Source organism: Sphingobacterium sp. GVS05A, assembly GCF_019969845.1.
Lineage (GTDB): Bacteria > Bacteroidota > Bacteroidia > Sphingobacteriales > Sphingobacteriaceae > Sphingobacterium.
This window is the reverse complement of record NZ_JAHXYR010000001.1, coordinates 225643-242587: the sequence shown is the minus strand read 5'-3', so window position 1 is coordinate 242587 and position 16945 is coordinate 225643. Positions and strand designations below refer to the sequence as shown.

9 protein-coding genes are annotated in these 16945 nt (G+C 40.6%); 1 reads left to right on the top strand and 8 read right to left on the bottom strand.

All coding sequences use genetic code 11. The features are described from left to right. Window positions 1–69: 69 nt before the first annotated feature. The 4 genes from LC454_RS01040 to LC454_RS01025 all read right to left on the bottom strand — a co-directional run bounded on the left by LC454_RS01040 (window position 70) and on the right by LC454_RS01025 (window position 6426). Entirely contained in the window at window positions 70–1164 is a 1095-nt protein-coding gene (locus tag LC454_RS01040; RefSeq protein ID WP_223578263.1) for a FecR family protein, read from the bottom strand. Between the two features lie 73 nt (window positions 1165–1237). Further along, complete coding sequence (locus LC454_RS01035; protein ID WP_223578261.1) at window positions 1238–1816, bottom strand: RNA polymerase sigma-70 factor; 579 nt, start codon at window positions 1814–1816, stop codon at window positions 1238–1240. Between the two features lie 112 nt (window positions 1817–1928). Continuing rightward, window positions 1929–4352 carry a hypothetical protein gene (locus tag LC454_RS01030; RefSeq protein WP_223578259.1) on the bottom strand — a complete coding sequence of 808 codons (2424 nt, stop codon included), beginning with the start codon at window positions 4350–4352 and terminating at the stop codon, window positions 1929–1931. An 82-nt stretch (window positions 4353–4434) separates the two neighbouring features. Next, the gene (locus LC454_RS01025) at window positions 4435–6426 is read right to left on the bottom strand and encodes a DUF5054 domain-containing protein (RefSeq protein ID WP_223578257.1); all 1992 of its coding nucleotides are present in this window, start codon (window positions 6424–6426) and stop codon (window positions 4435–4437) included. Between the two features lie 303 nt (window positions 6427–6729). On the opposite strand from LC454_RS01025, the gene LC454_RS01020 reads away from it, so the two are divergent. Further along, window positions 6730–8820 (top strand): hypothetical protein, encoded by a 2091-nt coding sequence (locus LC454_RS01020; protein WP_223578255.1) that lies wholly within the window; start codon window positions 6730–6732, stop codon window positions 8818–8820. 164 nt (window positions 8821–8984) lie between these two features. On the opposite strand, the gene LC454_RS01015 is transcribed toward LC454_RS01020, so the two are convergent. The 4 genes from LC454_RS01015 to LC454_RS01000 form a co-directional block, all read right to left on the bottom strand. Next, window positions 8985–10850, bottom strand: a complete 1866-nt coding sequence (locus LC454_RS01015; RefSeq protein ID WP_223578253.1) for a RagB/SusD family nutrient uptake outer membrane protein — start codon at window positions 10848–10850, stop codon at window positions 8985–8987. A 27-nt stretch (window positions 10851–10877) separates the two neighbouring features. Next, the gene (locus LC454_RS01010) at window positions 10878–14039 is read right to left on the bottom strand and encodes a SusC/RagA family TonB-linked outer membrane protein (protein WP_223578252.1); all 3162 of its coding nucleotides are present in this window, start codon (window positions 14037–14039) and stop codon (window positions 10878–10880) included. Window positions 14040–14251: 212 nt separating this feature from the next. Continuing rightward, a complete protein-coding gene (locus LC454_RS01005; protein WP_223578249.1) occupies window positions 14252–15100 on the bottom strand; it encodes a metallophosphoesterase family protein in 849 nt (282 codons plus the stop codon). 23 nt (window positions 15101–15123) lie between these two features. Beyond that, window positions 15124–16932, bottom strand: coding sequence for a RagB/SusD family nutrient uptake outer membrane protein (locus tag LC454_RS01000; RefSeq protein ID WP_223578247.1), 1809 nt, complete (start codon window positions 16930–16932; stop codon window positions 15124–15126). Window positions 16933–16945: the final 13 nt, after the last annotated feature.

Sequence of the window (16945 nt, the reverse complement as noted above, 5' to 3'; positions counted from 1 at the left end):
CCATTACCATAAAGGTGTTTAAAACACTGTATTTTAAATGATCTGATCGATTTTGAATTAGGGATTGTATTAGTTTATAATCTGTACCTCCTTTCCATTTATTTTAAACTCAACGCCACTAAGAAGTGTCAAATCATTCAAAAAATCGATCAATGGTACATTCTTAGGAAATGTACCGCCTATTTTCTTGTTTTTGATAGGCGACTTTGCGACTACAGATATATTATACCAGCGTGATACAGCCTTCATGACATCCACAAGCTCTATATTATCGAATACAAAATACCCCTCTTTCCATGATAAGAGTTTGTCAATATCGAATGATTGAGAACTTACATCTTTCCGTTCAGTATCGGCGATCACCTCCATACCAGGAGACAATTTATAAGTCTTGTGATCTATGCGGAAGGTTACGATCCCCTCAACTAGGGAAGTCCGGACGAAATGATCACTTTCGAAAGCCTGCACATTAAATTTCGTTCCTGTAACTTTAACCTCAGCCCCCCCTCCAAAAACATGAAAAGGATGTATCTTATCTGATGCAACCTCGAAATACGCTTCTCCATCGAGTAGCACTTCTCTTGCTGTTTGTTTATAAAGGTCGGAAGAGAACTTTAACGTAGATCCCCCGTTTAGCCAAACTTTCGTACCGTCTTCAAGTGTCAACTTAAACTGTTTTTGGCCGGGAACACTCACCGTTATATTGTTTTCTAAACCCAAAGATTTCATCTGCAATCCCAATTCGCTCCTTAAATGCGCAAAACTGGCTGTATCTTTTAGCCGATATTGTTTTCCGTCGGGCAATATCAGGACAACCTTATCACTGCTATACGATTTTGATTGGACAACTGTATAAAAAGTATCTGTTGGGCCTGGAATTAAATACAGGTAAAAAAAGATAAAGAAACAGACAAGTGCAGCAGCAATACTGACTGCAATTCGAATATTAATCCTTCTTATTTTAGCCTTGGTATTGTTATGTGCTTCTATCCGTGCTTGAATCCGATCCTTCATAGCCTCCTTGTGGCTGCTATCTTTCCAATCCCAAGATTCGCCTGAAGGGTACTTAAGGATTAGATGTTCTAGTTTTTTTGTTTCTCTCGCAGACAGATGTCCTGCGGCATAGTCCGATAGAACTTTTTTAAGTTGTTCATCTTTATTCATAGTCTCTTCTGTCAGATTTTTTAGGTCTATATAGAAAAGAGCCTTGAACTAACGTTAGGTAGTAGAAAAAAAATTAAAAAAGTAGATCTGTCAGCAAAATCGCAAGAAGCAGTGGTTGATAATCCTTATCCACCTTAAGACGAATAAGCTTCAACGCATTACTAATCTGCTTTTTTACTGTTTTATCCGATATATTTAATTTTTTGGCAATCTCAGCATGAGAAAGCTCAAAATGGCGACTAAGAATGAAAATTTCCTTCATTTTACTGGGCAACTTATCGATTTCCTTTTCGATCATATCATCCAACTCTTTAAACACAATCCATTCTTCAATTAAAGAGGACGCTTCTTTGTATTGACTTGCGTAAAAGTCACGATAAGTATCGCTTACAAGTTTTCTTCTAAGTTTTTTAAAAGCCAAATTCCTTCCCATGATAAAAAGAAAAGATTTGACCGATTTGATTTCGGGAATCTTTTCTTTCATTTCAAGAAGATCCAAAAATGTCTGTTGCACTACGTCAGCAGCTTCATCCTCATCCAGGAGAATGCGCATGATTTGTTTGAATAGGCTTTCCCAGTAATCGTGATAGAGTGCTGAGATGTCCAGTTCAACAGTTTCTTTAGCATTATCGGGAATGGTAGATCTACGCATGCTGCGAATGAAATTTGTCGGTTATGTCACAATCTTAGCAAACTAAACGATCATTTCAAAATCAATTTTCATATTGGCCACTTAGAATCCTTCCCTCACCTATACCTTATTTTCATTCAAGCCTCTGCTTTTTAACTAAATTCAATGTTTCCCCTTTCATACGCGTATTATATCGCACAATAACTTCGGGTTTTTCATCGCTATTTGTGTCACAAGAAAATGCTACTGCAGAGCCACCTTTTGGTAAAACCGCCGTTCCCTCCACAGATAAAGCTGCTATTAAACGATAATTTTTATCCGTCAAAATTGCTTTTCCCTTATGATCTAATAAGATGTATTGATCCTTTTCCAGTTTCCCTAGGATTTTGACAATCCCCTTATCCGTTTTAAAAGATGGATTTTCAATGGTACCATCTCCTTCAATTTTCATACGTAAGGCAAAAGTGCTTTCTTCTGGCGACTCCCATGACCAGTCTGCTCCCCCCGGTTGTCCCGGTTGCATGGATGCAAGGTCACAATGGTATCTTTTGGAGACAAATAATGGATATAACATAAATTTCGCCTCGTCAATCTTCTCCAAATGCCATTCAGTCTTTGGATCCTTCAACCTGAGCTTTTGTTCGGCCGTAAATATATCCGCAAGCCGCAATTGATCCCAATTTTTCATACTTTCCAAGAGCTGATCGATCTGTCCATGTTGCTGTAAAGTTTTCATATCAATACTCATCGCATATCCTGAGTCAAAACCTGCAGATTTGGAGAGTGCCCATTCGAGATCCTCGAGGGAAGTAGCCTCAAATTTACGATCAGCTAAACGTACCAAAAACCAACCCAGCATTCGCGGAAACAGATTCCGCTGAAAGTAATCCTGATTCTTGATTCGATTTTCTACCTGCCCTGCGCGCATTTCTTCCCCCCAGGGCTCCCCCCAGTTCATCCGCGTATGAATATGCCATAGATAATGGTCGAGACGACTGGCATCATTAATAAGATCCGTCTTATTTGCAAGACCTTGATAGAAATCAGAAACGAATTTACCCGTTGCATAATAATCCTGTCCTGTATACATACAACCTTCAAGACCATCAAATGAGATCTGTTTCAACCCCGTTTTATTAAAAATGGCTGCTAATCTCTTAGCGTACTCATCCTGAAGTGTCAAATCTGGGAATAAAGTTTTGTAGGGATAATCCCATAATTTATAAACGACCTTTTCTAAGCTATGACTCGCCTTTTGTGTGCCAAAAGCCCCACGCACACAGTTTGTCAATACCCATTGTTCACCCTTTTTCTCGGCCTTACCATAAGTAATCAGCTCGTCTTCAATCTGGAGCGTGTTGAGTGTAAGCGGTAGGGAAAATAGTTCACTTTGCTGAACAGCAATTTCTTGTTGATTCGCATCCAATGCCCCAACAAGTTTCAATTCACCTTGTTTTAGTAAATGCTTACTCGGGATCGGTGTCACATAAGCGTCGTTTGTTGTCGTAAAATTTGACAAAGTATGGATACCGATATTGACGCCCTGTTGCGCAGCCCTATCGACCAGTTTCTTCATACCTGCATCAGCTTCGGCACTCAATTCTTTGCGCCATTCGAAATGTCCCCAGTTAAGGAAAGGATCGGGGTGATATAGATTCTTAAATCCGGCACGTTTTGTTTTTTCCAATGCAAAATCCAGATTGGCAGCTGAGAAATTGGTGATCAAATACGAACGCATAGCATTACGAGATACCTTGGCCCATTCACCGGCAACCATTGGATGGGGTAAACCCTGCTCAACTTCTACTCTTCCTATACGCGTTAAGATCTGGCTTCTTTTATCTCCGAAAAGTGCCACTTTGGCCCCTGCGATCAACCCATCGGCACCTTCAACAGGCAAAGTCACCATATGATTTAGGCCTTTGACATTTTGCACTTCTTTGTTACTTCGATTCTTGGCCGATAGCTGAAACACTGCTCCGTTCCCGGCATCCACAGCAGCAAAATGACCAAAAGAAATACTAGCTACCGAAAGATTACTATTCTGCCCCTGATAGTTAAATGCTCTACTATATGCTCCAATATAATTCTCCGGTATACCTGCAACAGTCTTTACATGCAGCGCTTGCATACCAAATGCAAGATCCTCTCCCTGCGCGACACCCACCACTTCACCCACTACCTCATGAAGTTTGATCTTAACCGGTCCAAACACCAACAACTTATAGGCTGACGATAGCTTTAAAACTTCATATGTAATTGCTTCCTTTTGCTGAGCAACTTTCAGCTCGACGGCCTCGCCATCCTCCATCGTCAATGAAAAACGGTCCCCATTCACTTTTAATGCCTTCGGTTGTATAATTTTTTGGTCCTTATTGACTGATACGATTGGATATCGACCCGACTCCAACAGCTCTTTGCCATCTACTTTGATCGAGGTATAAAAGCCTTGTTGATCAAAGCGCACTTGTGTTAAAGTCGTTTTTAGATCCTGTGCCCATGTAGGGTTCCCAAATCCCGAAATCAATAGGCCAACTATACAGGCAATAGTTTTCATTGGGTATAATTTGATTGTATTTAAATTGCTATTCATTCGTTTAATTTCCATTGGATGTATACTATCCTTTTGCTTTATCTTTCTATGGAATCAACTCAACATCAAACCAATAGGTCACTGTTCCACCAAACCACATGCTAAAGTTTGTTCCCCAAACATTGTTATATAGACAAAAATGCAGGCCTTCACGTAAATCAGGTTGATCTGTGGAATAATTCAACAAATCCCGTTTGCCGATTGCTATCAGCAGCGCATCTTTGCTACGGATGCGAATTTTACCTGCGTTTGTCACAATATCCACATAATGATCCAAGCCATGCATCTGTCGATTACCACCTTCAACCACATCCAATACCCGAACGGGTTGCCCCAGCTTCTCAACAAGTATATCCACAACCTGCTCCGGGTAAAAACTTAACCAATAGGCTTCCGGAAGACGATTGGCCGGTTTGTCCACCAAGGTATAACTTAACTGAATATGATTCGTTTTTTCATTAAAGTGATAAGTGCTATAGACCTGTTTGGGTAGAACTACTTGTTCAATCTTCCCTAGAGCAGGTAAGTCTAGCTGGCTATGGATTTCATTTTTGCTTTTAATATATTTGGACTTTTCAAGAGAGGCCACTAGCGTACGACTTTCGGACATTTCGGGTGTTAAACCCGGTTTACCAAAATCCCGAATTGCCCAGTCCACTTTTTGAGTGATATAGGAGTCCCTAAAACGTTCAAAATCCTCAGTAGAAAAGCTTTGATAACTAAGTTCTCCCATTTTCATTCGAAAACCCTTTTTATTCAGTTGGAATGTCCCATCTTTACCAAGTTGTTGCGCAGCATCCACCCCTTCAAAATTAGGTTTAGGAATCGATGTCAATTGTTGTAAAACGTTCTCGGCCTCAGTACGCAGGTCTTTAGGTAGAAACTTTAACGATTTATTTATATGGTCTTCTTTTTCGGCCCATGACGCTTCTATTTTTTTAAATTCAGGTAAATTTAGAGCTTGATTGAAATCAGCAAAGCGATAAGTATCCCAATGTTGGAGGTGAGTTTTCACGTCCAGTCCCCAGGTATGTTCCGCCACCAGACCAAGATTAATGGCAAATCGAATAGCAGCATCGCTATTGGGATTGATACGTCCATCCTTAACCCAGGTTTCGTAACATCTAGACAACGCTCTAAAACGAGCCATCATCAAGGGTGAACTTCCAAAGCCATGAATCCATGTATCGCCAATTTCCTGTGTCATCAAAGGTAGTTTGTCCTTCATTGGACGCAATACATTGGCAACATCACTCAGGGTAGAAGCATGTAATGTAGCATTTGGATAACGCTTCTGTATCGATGCATAAATTTCCTTAACTTGTTGTACCGTATGTGGCCCATGATTATCTCCAGTAAAGGCAATGACCATGGCAGTCTTTCCGTCGGGCAGGATCATATCGCTACCATAATCTTTTTGGTACATTAATGTCACTTCACTGCCATCGGGACTCTTCCAACGACATAGTGCAGGGACATTAGGAACCTTACTTGCAGGGTTCACACCGACCTGTAAAAAATCTATTCCATTCTTTCGAAGCAAGGGAACAATTCCTCTTGTGTGTCCCGGAACATCAGTCATCTTCGCTGCCTTGGTTTGTTTGCCAAACTGACGGTCCAATTTTCGCGACAGCTGTAGCATTGTTCCAAAAAGAGCTTTGTTTAAGGATTCCGATTCAACAGTGTAAGGGATTGCATTCCACACAATATCTCCACGGCGGATTGCAGCTTCCAATTTCATCTTATTTTCTGGACCCGCTCGCTCCAGATAGGTAGCGATCAACCAAGAGCCCGTTGTCCAGACATAACGCTCTTTGGCTCCTGAATTTCGAAGTTCCTCAGCAACAGCAATGGCCTTTGGAATAAACTCGTGGATATAACGTTGTTCCACAACGGAACTAAGTTCGGTAAATCCAATATCGAGATGTGTTTTAAAAATCAAATGTACCTTTTGTACAGCCTCATTCTGTGTCTGTCCAATGGCAAAAAATGCGGTAAATACAAATAGACATGAACAATAAAATTTCATACGTTTCATAGAAAATATTAGGTTTCTCTTATATCAAATAACGATTATTTTATTATGAAGACGATTGAACGCAGTCTATCCCTAAAAAGAAAATTAGAATAATATAAAATACAACTTTTTCTATTGCAAATTATAGCTTTCCTAGGGAAACACAGCACTCAAACGACTTAGTATATAAGCTTTAATATGAAAACAATCCTAGTATAAATCATTATGACACGCATCAAAATCTTATTTTTCCTATTTTCTTTTTTGTGCCTTTTTAAGGCTAACGCACAAAGGCCTCCCCTTCACAAATTTCGTACAAAGTATATGGACTTGACCATTGATGAACAGGGCTACATTGTTAACATCATTGGGAAAGCCACAAAAAAAGACTACGCCGTAAAAAAACATCCATCCCCTTTACTCACATTGGACAAACATGGGAAAAATCTGTTGCCTACGACCGCAAGCTATGCAGCTGCAAAAGGTTTACTCACATTGAACTATCCCGGAGCCTACACCGCAATTCTTAAGGTTGACCAAAAGGGCGATTATTTAAAATTCAAACTTCAATCGTTAAACCCTTCGGCAGATATCGATAATATTATATGGGGGCCTTATCAGACAAATATCCATAAAACTATCGGTGAGATTATTTCTGTCGCACGGGACGATGAATATGCCGTAGGAATCATGGCACTGGATGACAATACGACGAGTGGGCCTCCAGTAGCTGGAGATATGGGACAAGGTTCTTACATCATCCATACACCAGATCCCGTTAAATTTCCTATTCCAGCTTCACTGAAACCTGGCCAACGATTTCGTATCGGCGGCGATGGCATCAATGATGTAGCTTTCTATTCCCATCCGGAAGAATACTATCGGTTTATGAACGGCAACGGTGCGGAATATATCCCCGAGTACGGTATCTCACTCACCTTACATGCGCGAAACCGACGTAAAAAACAGACTATCCTCTTCCCGCATTTCAACGATTTTCCGTCTATAAAAGCACCAAGGCATATGGATGTTGAGCCCATACCGGTTGATTTTAACAATTCAGGTATCGCCTTTTACGCTTGCCCTGATAAAAAAGGATTGGATGTGATCGAACAGATTGTATTGAATGAGGGGCTCCCTTACGTAACACGCAATGGAAAATGGGTACGTCGGCCGGAGAACTTCAAAGTTGATATCGCTTGGTTCGGCAAGCATGATAGTCTAGTTTCCTATGCCAATCAATTAAATCTCAAAGCGGTGCAAGATGAAGGTTTGGGTGAATATTATGTCAATCCAGCTGATCCTTGGGCAGGCAAAAAAGTAACCCTATCCGGTAGAAAACAACCTATTACAGCGTTAACTGCGTTGACCAATCCGCATGGTATTGCCTATGGTTTGCATACGTTAACAGAATTTATTCAACCACACAGCAGCGACGTGCATCCATATGCCAATGATAGCCTCTGTACGGTACTTAAAACAACATTGACTGTTGATATTGGTGCTCATGATAGTTTAATCATCGTCAAAGATACCTCTTATCTCAATGAGCACGGTGGTTGGGACGATAATGGCACTAACGTACTAAAGATCGGTAAAGAACTATTGAAATACAAAGGAGTAACCCAACATCCACCTTATAAGCTGATCGGAGTGGAGCGTGGTGCATACAAAACCGTTGCGGCCGCACATCAACAGGGTGATACCATTGCCAAATTACAAGTTAACTGTTATTCCGGATTTATTCCCGACATGCGGCTCCAAGACCAGTATGCACACTTTTATGCCAAACTGCTTCGCGATGGCGGCATGAACTATATAGACTTTGATGGTTTTGAGAGCTTCGTCTATACCGGACATGGACAGTATGCTTTCAAACGATTTATGCGTAAACTGTTCGACGATTTTAGATCTTTGGGTGGTGACTATCTTCAGGTTATGGGATCCTGTGTGTTTGAAGGTAACTGGCATTACATGACAACCTGTAATATTGGCGGTGGCGACCACATGTTCAACCCTCGTACCAACAAATGGGGAATTGAAGGGAAAGATATCCGGTATTCTTGGGCGTCCAATTATTTTCCGCCGACTTTCGGCATCCAATATCTTAAACCAGATTGGACGGTACAGATGGTCGAAAACCTACAGGCTAAAGCCATCGCCTGGGATGCGACCTATATGTTTGGGATCAGTGAGGACGTTGTCGAAAAAAATCTGCATAAAAAAGAGATTTTTACGGCATTCCGAGCATGGGAAAATGCACGTGAAGCAAACGTTTTTTCTCAAAAGCTTAAACTAGAAATGCAGAATGAGGAAAACCAATATCATTTGGAGCAGACTGGCACCAAGGCGTGGAAATTATATTTAATCCTACCCGAAGGAAAAAAGCAATTTATTCAAACCTTAAAAAGGTAAATTTTAAATCGGAATTGCTATCGCTAGAGCAGCTTTTAAAACAAAGATATTGAAATAAAAAAGGGCTTGCACAACTACCATGTACAAGCCCTTTTATTATTTTAAAATTTGATTTCTATGAAGCGATACTGAACATGTTCAAATTCACAGATGATAAACCGTTGCTATTGTAATGGATCAAATGTCCCTCCCCATTCTTTATTTTGTGGCAATTGATCTGGCTCAATGGAAATCTGCGCTGGATCCAAAGAATTGAACCAATGATTGAGACTGAGTTTATATGATTGATTGGTGGAGGCCGTTTTATCCAAGTTTTGGATAACTACAGCTGAGAACTTCGCTCGCACCTCTGCCGTCATAATGTTATCAGTATTCCCAGGTAAAGCCTCACCTTTATTCAACATTAACAATAGTCCTTTTCTCGTATTCTGGGCATTCAAAATGTCATAACGTTTCCATCGTCTCAAATCACTATATCTAAATCCTTCAAAGGCAAGTTCAACTTGACGTTCATTGATGATTGCGTTACGTATATCTCCCTGACCTACAGCACTAATCCCATAGTTCACAGCCGCTCCAGGAGCAATTCCTGCCCGCTTACGAATAGCATACAATGCGTTTAAAGCTTCATTACTGCGTCCAGTCTCGTTCGCTGCCTCTGCGAGGTTAAGTAGGAGCTCCGAATATCGCATTGGTGAAAACCAGCTTTTGGCGTTGGCGGCTACACCAACAAGTGCATTTCTGTCCAATAAAGTATCTAAGCCTTTGCGTTGGAAAAATCCTGTTACACCATTTTCATCACCATTTTGAACCAATGGTGAAATTCCTGAAAACAAACTATTATCTCTAGCTGGAAGCACCGTATTGGGTGTTGCTGTCGACTTCCAGGTCCAGGCTTGCCAATAGGTGCGCGACCTAGGTGCTGTCATACCGAGCACATTAACGTCAGGAGTAGGGTACACGGTACCACCACACCAAATCGTCGCATAAAAACGGTCATCACGATTGGTATAAAAATCCGTTAAAAACTGTTTGTTGTAAGCTGGGTTAGACAATTGATTTTGATCAAACTGCATTGGACTACCGTCTCTTTTGGGATAAGCAATCAACATAGGTAATATAGGTTGATCATTATTTGTACTTCCGTTTGTAAACGAGAGCGGTCTAATTGGAGCAAAGTTCATGTAGTTATCTGGATAATAATACTGCTTGGTCATGATCTGCTCCTTATTTCGCGAATACCAAATTAGCCTATAATTTTCAAACAAACCAAAACCGGCGGCATCAGCTGCTTGCACCGCCGCTTTAGCCGCATTATAAGCATTGGTCCATCTCCCTTGATCATTTGTCGCATTAAATAATGGACTAGCATACCATAAAAGAATTCTCGCTTTAAGCCCCAATGCTGCCGCACGATTGATTCGGCCATAGTCTGCGCCACTATAGTTGGGCGGAAGTACTGCGGCAGCCTCATCAAGATCTTTTATAATTTGTGCCACACACTCAGATGTCTTACTACGCGGTACACGCAGTGAATTGATATCACTGCCGTCTTGGGTATGCAGAATCAAAGGTACCCCCCCTATTGAGCTGACCATTTCCCAATATTTCCAAGCCCTCCAAAATTTAGCTTCACCGGTCAGCCTATTTTTTGTTGATGGGCTGAGGACTGACTCCGGCAAATCAGCTAACTGGTCCATAAAATAATTAGCTTTGTCAATATAGGTGTAATCCAACTTTGTGAAATTGGTTGCTACATCGACTATCCCCTGTTGAAAGCTACCGAGGTTGCCTCCAGATCCATTAATACCTTCATCCGCCCCCGCACCACTTCCGAGTTGCCAATCAGGCATAAGACCACCATATATATCGTTCAGATAAGCCTTGATCAATACCGAATCTGTCCAGACATTTTTGGGATTTATAGCCCCCGTATTCTCATAATCCAATCCCTTTGTACATGATGAAGCGCCTAAAGTAACAAGTAGAACGCCATAAAAGACCGATTTAAATTTATTAATATATTTCATTTTGATTTCCTTTTTTAGTGTTAAAATTTAGAATGTTACACTGACGCCGGCATTGAATGATTTAACAATCGGGAAAGAAGTCCCTCCATCCATCTCAGGATCATAGAATTTCTTATTGAATTTACTAATCACAAAAAGGTTGGAACCCGACACATAGAATCTAACCTTATCCACGTACTTTTTATACCAATGTTGTGGAAGATTGTAGGCGATATTCAAAAATTTCAAACGGACAAAGCTGGCATCAGCCAACCAAAAATTACTTCCACTTGTATTGACAGTCCTTACATCATCATTGGCACTATAGCGATAAGGCAACCAAGCGTCTGTATTTTCAGGGCTCCAAGATTCATTAGCCCAAGGACGCCACATCCGGTTCCATTCTACTCCACCACTCAAATTGTTAAACGACTTTTTATAACCAAATGAACCATTAAAATTGGCAGTAATACTTAGGCCTTTCCAATCTGCACCTAAGTTTAGTCCAAAGACTTTGGGATTATTGCTTTTATTCAATACGGTAATATCATTCTCATTAATGGTATTATCTCCATTAAAATCTTTGTAGGCAAATTGCCCAGGTTTTGGGGCATTACCCTTAAAATTGTATCCTGGATGAGCAGCTAACAGCGCATCAACATCTGCTTGGGTCCGGAGCATATGATCTACCGTATAACCAGTAATCATATTTGCCGATCGACCATTACCGATCAAATTCTGATAGTCGTAGGTTATGTTTAAATCTCGTATTGTATACCATGAATCACCATATGTAAAGTTTAGCCCAACATTATAATTTAGATCTCCTGTCCGGTTAAGGTAATTTAAACTAAGATCTATACCATTGGCTTTCATTTCTCCATAGTTAACGGATGGTAAAGGTCGGCTGAATGTCGGTGGTGTAGATTGTATTCTTGTACTTAAAATATCATAGGTACGTGTCTCCCAATATTCTGCCGTGGCATTGAAATGTTTCAAGAAACTGATATCGACACCGAAATTTTTGTTTAGATACTTCTCCCAGGTTATATCTACATTTGGTAGAACATCATATCTGATACCGGGATTAAGTGTTGGTGTTTCACCAAAAAAGGCACTGTTTCCACTTACATATTTATCTTCATATTGCCAGCGTTTGGCATTTGCATCATCTTTTCCACCATTTGGATCAATAGCCACAAAATCATTCCCCGTCAATCCGACCGAAGCCCTTAATTTCAAAGATTCAATACCGTTGACCTTACTAAAGAAATTTTCCTTCGATACTACCCACGCGGCCGAAACTGAAGGGAAAAATCCCCATCGTTTATCTTTTGGAAAATTGGCCGAACCGTCATATCGGTAGGCAAAAGTAGCGACATATTTATCGGCGTAGTCATAAGCAAATTGTCCAATATAGGATTTACGGCCTATTGTTGGCAGAAAACCATAAGTATTGCTAATTCTTTTGGTTGCAGTACCATTAACGACCCCTGATCCGCCGGTCGAAGCCCACCATTGATCAGTCATATAGATAGGGAAACCATTGATAGTTGCATTTATACCATCATAACTTCTTTCCTGACGTTCGTAAACCAAAGCTGCGTTAACATGGTGTTTTCCAAAATCTCTTTCAAAATTCAGTTGTAAGTTTGTCTGCTCCTCCTGATTCCAGGCAGCCAGCTTTTGTATACTCGCCGTATGATAGGTAAGGCGCTCCCCGACAATCTTATTTAAATCCCAAACAACAGGTTCTATTTGTGCCAACTGGTAATAGGTAAACGGATGGGAGTATATTTTTTGATTACTGTTATTGAAAGTTTTGATATATCCTACTTTAGCGCTTAAACCTTCAAGAAACGGCATTTTATAAGTTAGGTTCAAATTTGCTATCGCTTTCAAGCTTTCTGACCTATTATACCCGGAAAGGCCTTGGGCCTCGCCAGATTTATTGGAAATCCAGAAGTAGTCTACTGGCAAACCAGTCGCAGTAAAGGAAGGCATATAAGGTTGCCATAACAATAACTTGGGAAACATATCTCCAGACCAATCTCCTTCAGGGGCATTGAATTTATTATTATTTAAACTTAGGCCTGCAAAAACTGAAAGGTTTTTGGTCAGATTTCCGGTAATATTACTTCTGACATTGTATTTTTTTTCGTTTGTATTCTTAATAAAAGTTTCTTGATTTACATAGGAGGCTCCAATAAAATATTGAAGTTTGTCAGTCCCTCCTGTGGCACTTAAGTTATGCGTTGTAGTAGAAGGATTTACATAGACATCTTTTAAGTGATCAAAACCATATCCCACACCGCCGCCAAAATCCGTATCCTTAAAATAGGCTTTTGCAGTTTCGGTCCAAGGAGTATTTGCTGGACCACCAGCTTCACCCCAGATTCTATTTTGAATCTGTCCCCATTCCATGATGCTGGTTAATTCCATATTTTTTCCACGCACATCCTTACCGGTATTAACAGAATAGTTAATGGCAACTTTCCCTGCTTTACCACGCTTGGTAGTCACCAACACTACACCTGCACCCGCACGGGCACCATAAGCTGCTGTTGTCGCCGCGTCTTTTAAAATAGAAATTTCCTCTATTTCATTGGGACTTAAGTTATTGAACTCAGCGGCATCAATGGTTACTTTCCCATCAATCACATAGAGTGTTGGTGAGGCATTCCATGAACTCGCTGTTCTAATACGGATATTGGGCTGTTCTCCAGGTTTACCACTCGGTGTAGATACATATAAACCGGCCATTCTTCCTGCCAATAAGTTTCCAACTGATGTAGTCGGAATCTCTGCATCTGTTTCTTTAAATTTAACAGAAGCCACTGATCCAGCGAGTAGCCCTTTCTTTTGTGTCGTGTAACCCACAACTACCGTCTCGTTTAATTCAATGGTAGATTCAACCATTTCAATAACCAGGCCCTGTCGAGCCCTTACAGTTAGTTCTTTATAGCCAAGCATGGTTGTTTTGAGACTTTCGCCATCATTTACAGCAATTGTAAATTTGCCATAAGCATCAGTTTTGACCGAAATACTGCTTTTCCCGACATTAGTAACCGTAGCGCCGACAAGGGGAGCTTTTGATTGAAAATCCACCACTGTACCCGATATTCTAACTTGAGAAAGAACATGAAGGGACTGTAGTAACATGAAGACAATTCCGAGCAGCCGTAGATGCTTTTTGAAGTTTTCTTTCATAATTTTTAGTTTTTGGTTTTATCGGTCCATATTTCATAATATGTCCATCAAAGCAAAGAAAGGCTGAATCTCTTTCTTAAACCACGCTAATCTTATCAAAGACCTATGTTTTTTTACCTACCATAATACACACTATAAGCAGCACAATCAGTTTTGCAAGTATTGTATAAAAAACGCCCGCCAAACATTAAAGTAGGCGGGCGATCGTCTTTTTATTTCCCTTTCACCGTCCAACCATAGTCAATGTATTCCCATTTAAACTGGTCGCCGTTGATATCAACCTTTAGGTAACCTTCCTGGGTACCGTTGAAGGCGCCGCCCCACCAACTTGCACAGATCGCTCCCGCTGTAATAAACTGTACACCTTTCACTTTGATTTCTTCATAGAGATGCTGATGTCCTTGCAAAACAAGCTTCAAATTGTGCCCGGCAAATAGATCCAGAATAGCTTTTTGATTGGTAAATGTATCGGCATCGGTATAGTGTCCATCCAATACAGGATAATACAAAGACAAGAACGGCACGTGTGCAACAACAACAATAGGTTGCGTTTTTGGCGTTTCATCAAGCACCTGTTTCAGCCAGGCCTGCTGTTCCTCACTCACACAGTATTTGCCATTGCATATTTCCGTAGAGTTTAACACAATAAAACGCCATCCCTTATGCACAAAGCTGTGGTAGCTCTTTCCAAAAACCGATTCAAAAAGGCCGGCTCCGTCTTTTCCGTCATAATGCCAGAAACGATCGTGATTGCCAATAGCATAATACCATTTCAGCTTAGATGCATCCACTTGGTCCTTATACTTTTGAAACATGCTCTTCGCTAAAGGCAATTGTTCGGCCTTATAAGCATCGACATCCACATTGTCTCCACCGTTTAGGACGAAGTCTACTTTTTTACTTTTGGCATTTTGAATAGCTTTATTCAGCCCTTCAAAACAATGTGTTTCCGCACTGGTATTAAGGTGTAAATCTGTAAAGAACGCGAATGAAAATTTCTGTTGAGCATGTACTAAGACTGTTGTAACGAACAGACTTATTGTTAAAATAATTGATTTCATGTATATTATATGTTATTTATATATTACTTCCACCCAAATACCTGTTTTAGATTTGGATTGAGGATGATCTGCTTTGCTGGAACCGGACGATAATAATACATCGGTTCTACAAATCTACGGACATTGACATCTGTTACCATTGTTCCACCATTGACACCATTTTTAAGATAAACACCGGCATTACCACCAAAATTTCCAATGCTATAGTAGACCAGCGGTACGCCAAGTGAATTCTTTTCTCGATCGGTAGGAATGGTCTGTCCATCAGGAATCAATTTGATATCGGCAACCCCATCCCCTGTCATGTCATAATTACCCACTCCCGGAAAATACATTCCTTCTGGAATACGTTCAAGCAGCTTACCGACATTCCAGCGCATAAGGTCATCATAACGTGAATTCTCAAAGGCAAACTCAACACGTCGTTCGCGTCTAATTTCAAAAATCACCCCCCGGAAGGCTCCCTTCACATTCGGGTAATCAGCGGCCAATTTAGGATCAGGATTTGCATTTGCAACATCCATTTTGAGATCGGGCATTCCTACTCTTCTTCGCAATAGATTAGCGGACTTGTCGAGATCAGCTTGTGTCAATGTTCCTAGCTCAGCCTTTGCTTCAGCATACATCAATAGAACCTCAGCGTAACGGTGCACTGGAAAATCAACTCCATTCATAATAATTTGATCGGATGAATTGACATAGCCTTTCAACTGATGATAACCTGAAAAGTTTTTGTTCAGCTTTTGCACATAATTTGATTTATCAGGCTGTCTCAGCCATTGCGGATAGACCAAAGTCTGCATCAGACGTGGATCACGGTTTTCAAATTCCTGGACATAAAGCTTCTTATCGTAATTGGGGATATCTGTATAACGCGAACCATCTTTCATCAGGTACGTCTGTATCAAGTCACGTGAAGGCGATTGTTCATAATCACCAAAAACATAACCGTTAAGCGCCTGTCCCCTATTTTTGTTTTGATCAAAAGCATTCAACAAGATTACTTCTTTATTTTGGGAAAGATCCTGTGATTCAAATAATGCAGCATAGTCCTCATTCGGTTTACCGGTAGAATATATGCTATATTTATTGGTAGCGATGATTTGTGAAGTTGCTTTCTCTACAATGTCAAAGTAATTCTTCGCCGTTTTGTCCAAATTTAACTCACTGTGATACAGTCGATACGTCCCTTCATGCAATGCAATCTTAGCCTGCATCAACAATACTGCATCTCTACCTGGCGTTCCGAGCGCAACTTGCTCTTTAACATTTTTTGTTGCGAAGTCCAAATCTGCCATTATGCTGTCAACAACCAATGTACGAGGAGATTGCCCGTCACGTAAAGCTTCGTCACTTGGGGTTAATGTTTTGCTATACCAAGGTACATCCGAATACTGCTTTACCATACCATGGTAAAAAATAGCGCGATAGTAACGTGCCAAACCTGCATAGTGATTTTTAACATCCGCTGCTACATTTGCACGCTGATAGTTTTCTAAAAAGTAATTTATTGTGCGTAAACGTCCCCAAGACCAATCCCCTCCAGCTGTTTCTGATGTTGGCTCTGTTTTGCTGGTCATCATTGTCTTAAGCGTTATGGCAGCTGTTGTAGCTGCATTGTCTGAACTCTGATCTCCTACATAAGTCCAACGATCATTCATACTCAGCATCCCATTGATATACAGCGAAAGATCCTCTTCGGTATTAAAGAAAACCTCAGGTGTAATCGAAGTTTGGGGAAATCGATCCAGAAAATCCTTTTGGCAAGCTGTTATTGTTAATATAAAACCGCCGCTTATAATTCCCAATATTATTTTTGATTTGACATTCATCTCTGTGTACTGC

Excerpts from the sequence above, each read along its gene's own strand:
- LC454_RS01040 (WP_223578263.1), bottom strand. The coding sequence starts at position 1,164 with ATGAATAAAGATGAACAACTTAAAAAAGTTCTATCGGACTATGCCGCA.
- LC454_RS01000 (WP_223578247.1), bottom strand. The coding sequence starts at position 16,932 with ATGAATGTCAAATCAAAAATAATATTGGGAATTATAAGCGGCGGTTTT.
- LC454_RS01005 (WP_223578249.1), bottom strand. The coding sequence starts at position 15,100 with ATGAAATCAATTATTTTAACAATAAGTCTGTTCGTTACAACAGTCTTA.
- LC454_RS01015 (WP_223578253.1), bottom strand. The coding sequence starts at position 10,850 with ATGAAATATATTAATAAATTTAAATCGGTCTTTTATGGCGTTCTACTT.
- LC454_RS01020 (WP_223578255.1), top strand. The coding sequence starts at position 6,730 with ATGGACTTGACCATTGATGAACAGGGCTACATTGTTAACATCATTGGG.
- LC454_RS01025 (WP_223578257.1), bottom strand. The coding sequence starts at position 6,426 with ATGAAACGTATGAAATTTTATTGTTCATGTCTATTTGTATTTACCGCA.
- LC454_RS01010 (WP_223578252.1), bottom strand. The coding sequence starts at position 14,039 with ATGAAAGAAAACTTCAAAAAGCATCTACGGCTGCTCGGAATTGTCTTC.
- LC454_RS01030 (WP_223578259.1), bottom strand. The coding sequence starts at position 4,352 with ATGAAAACTATTGCCTGTATAGTTGGCCTATTGATTTCGGGATTTGGG.
- LC454_RS01035 (WP_223578261.1), bottom strand. The coding sequence starts at position 1,816 with ATGCGTAGATCTACCATTCCCGATAATGCTAAAGAAACTGTTGAACTG.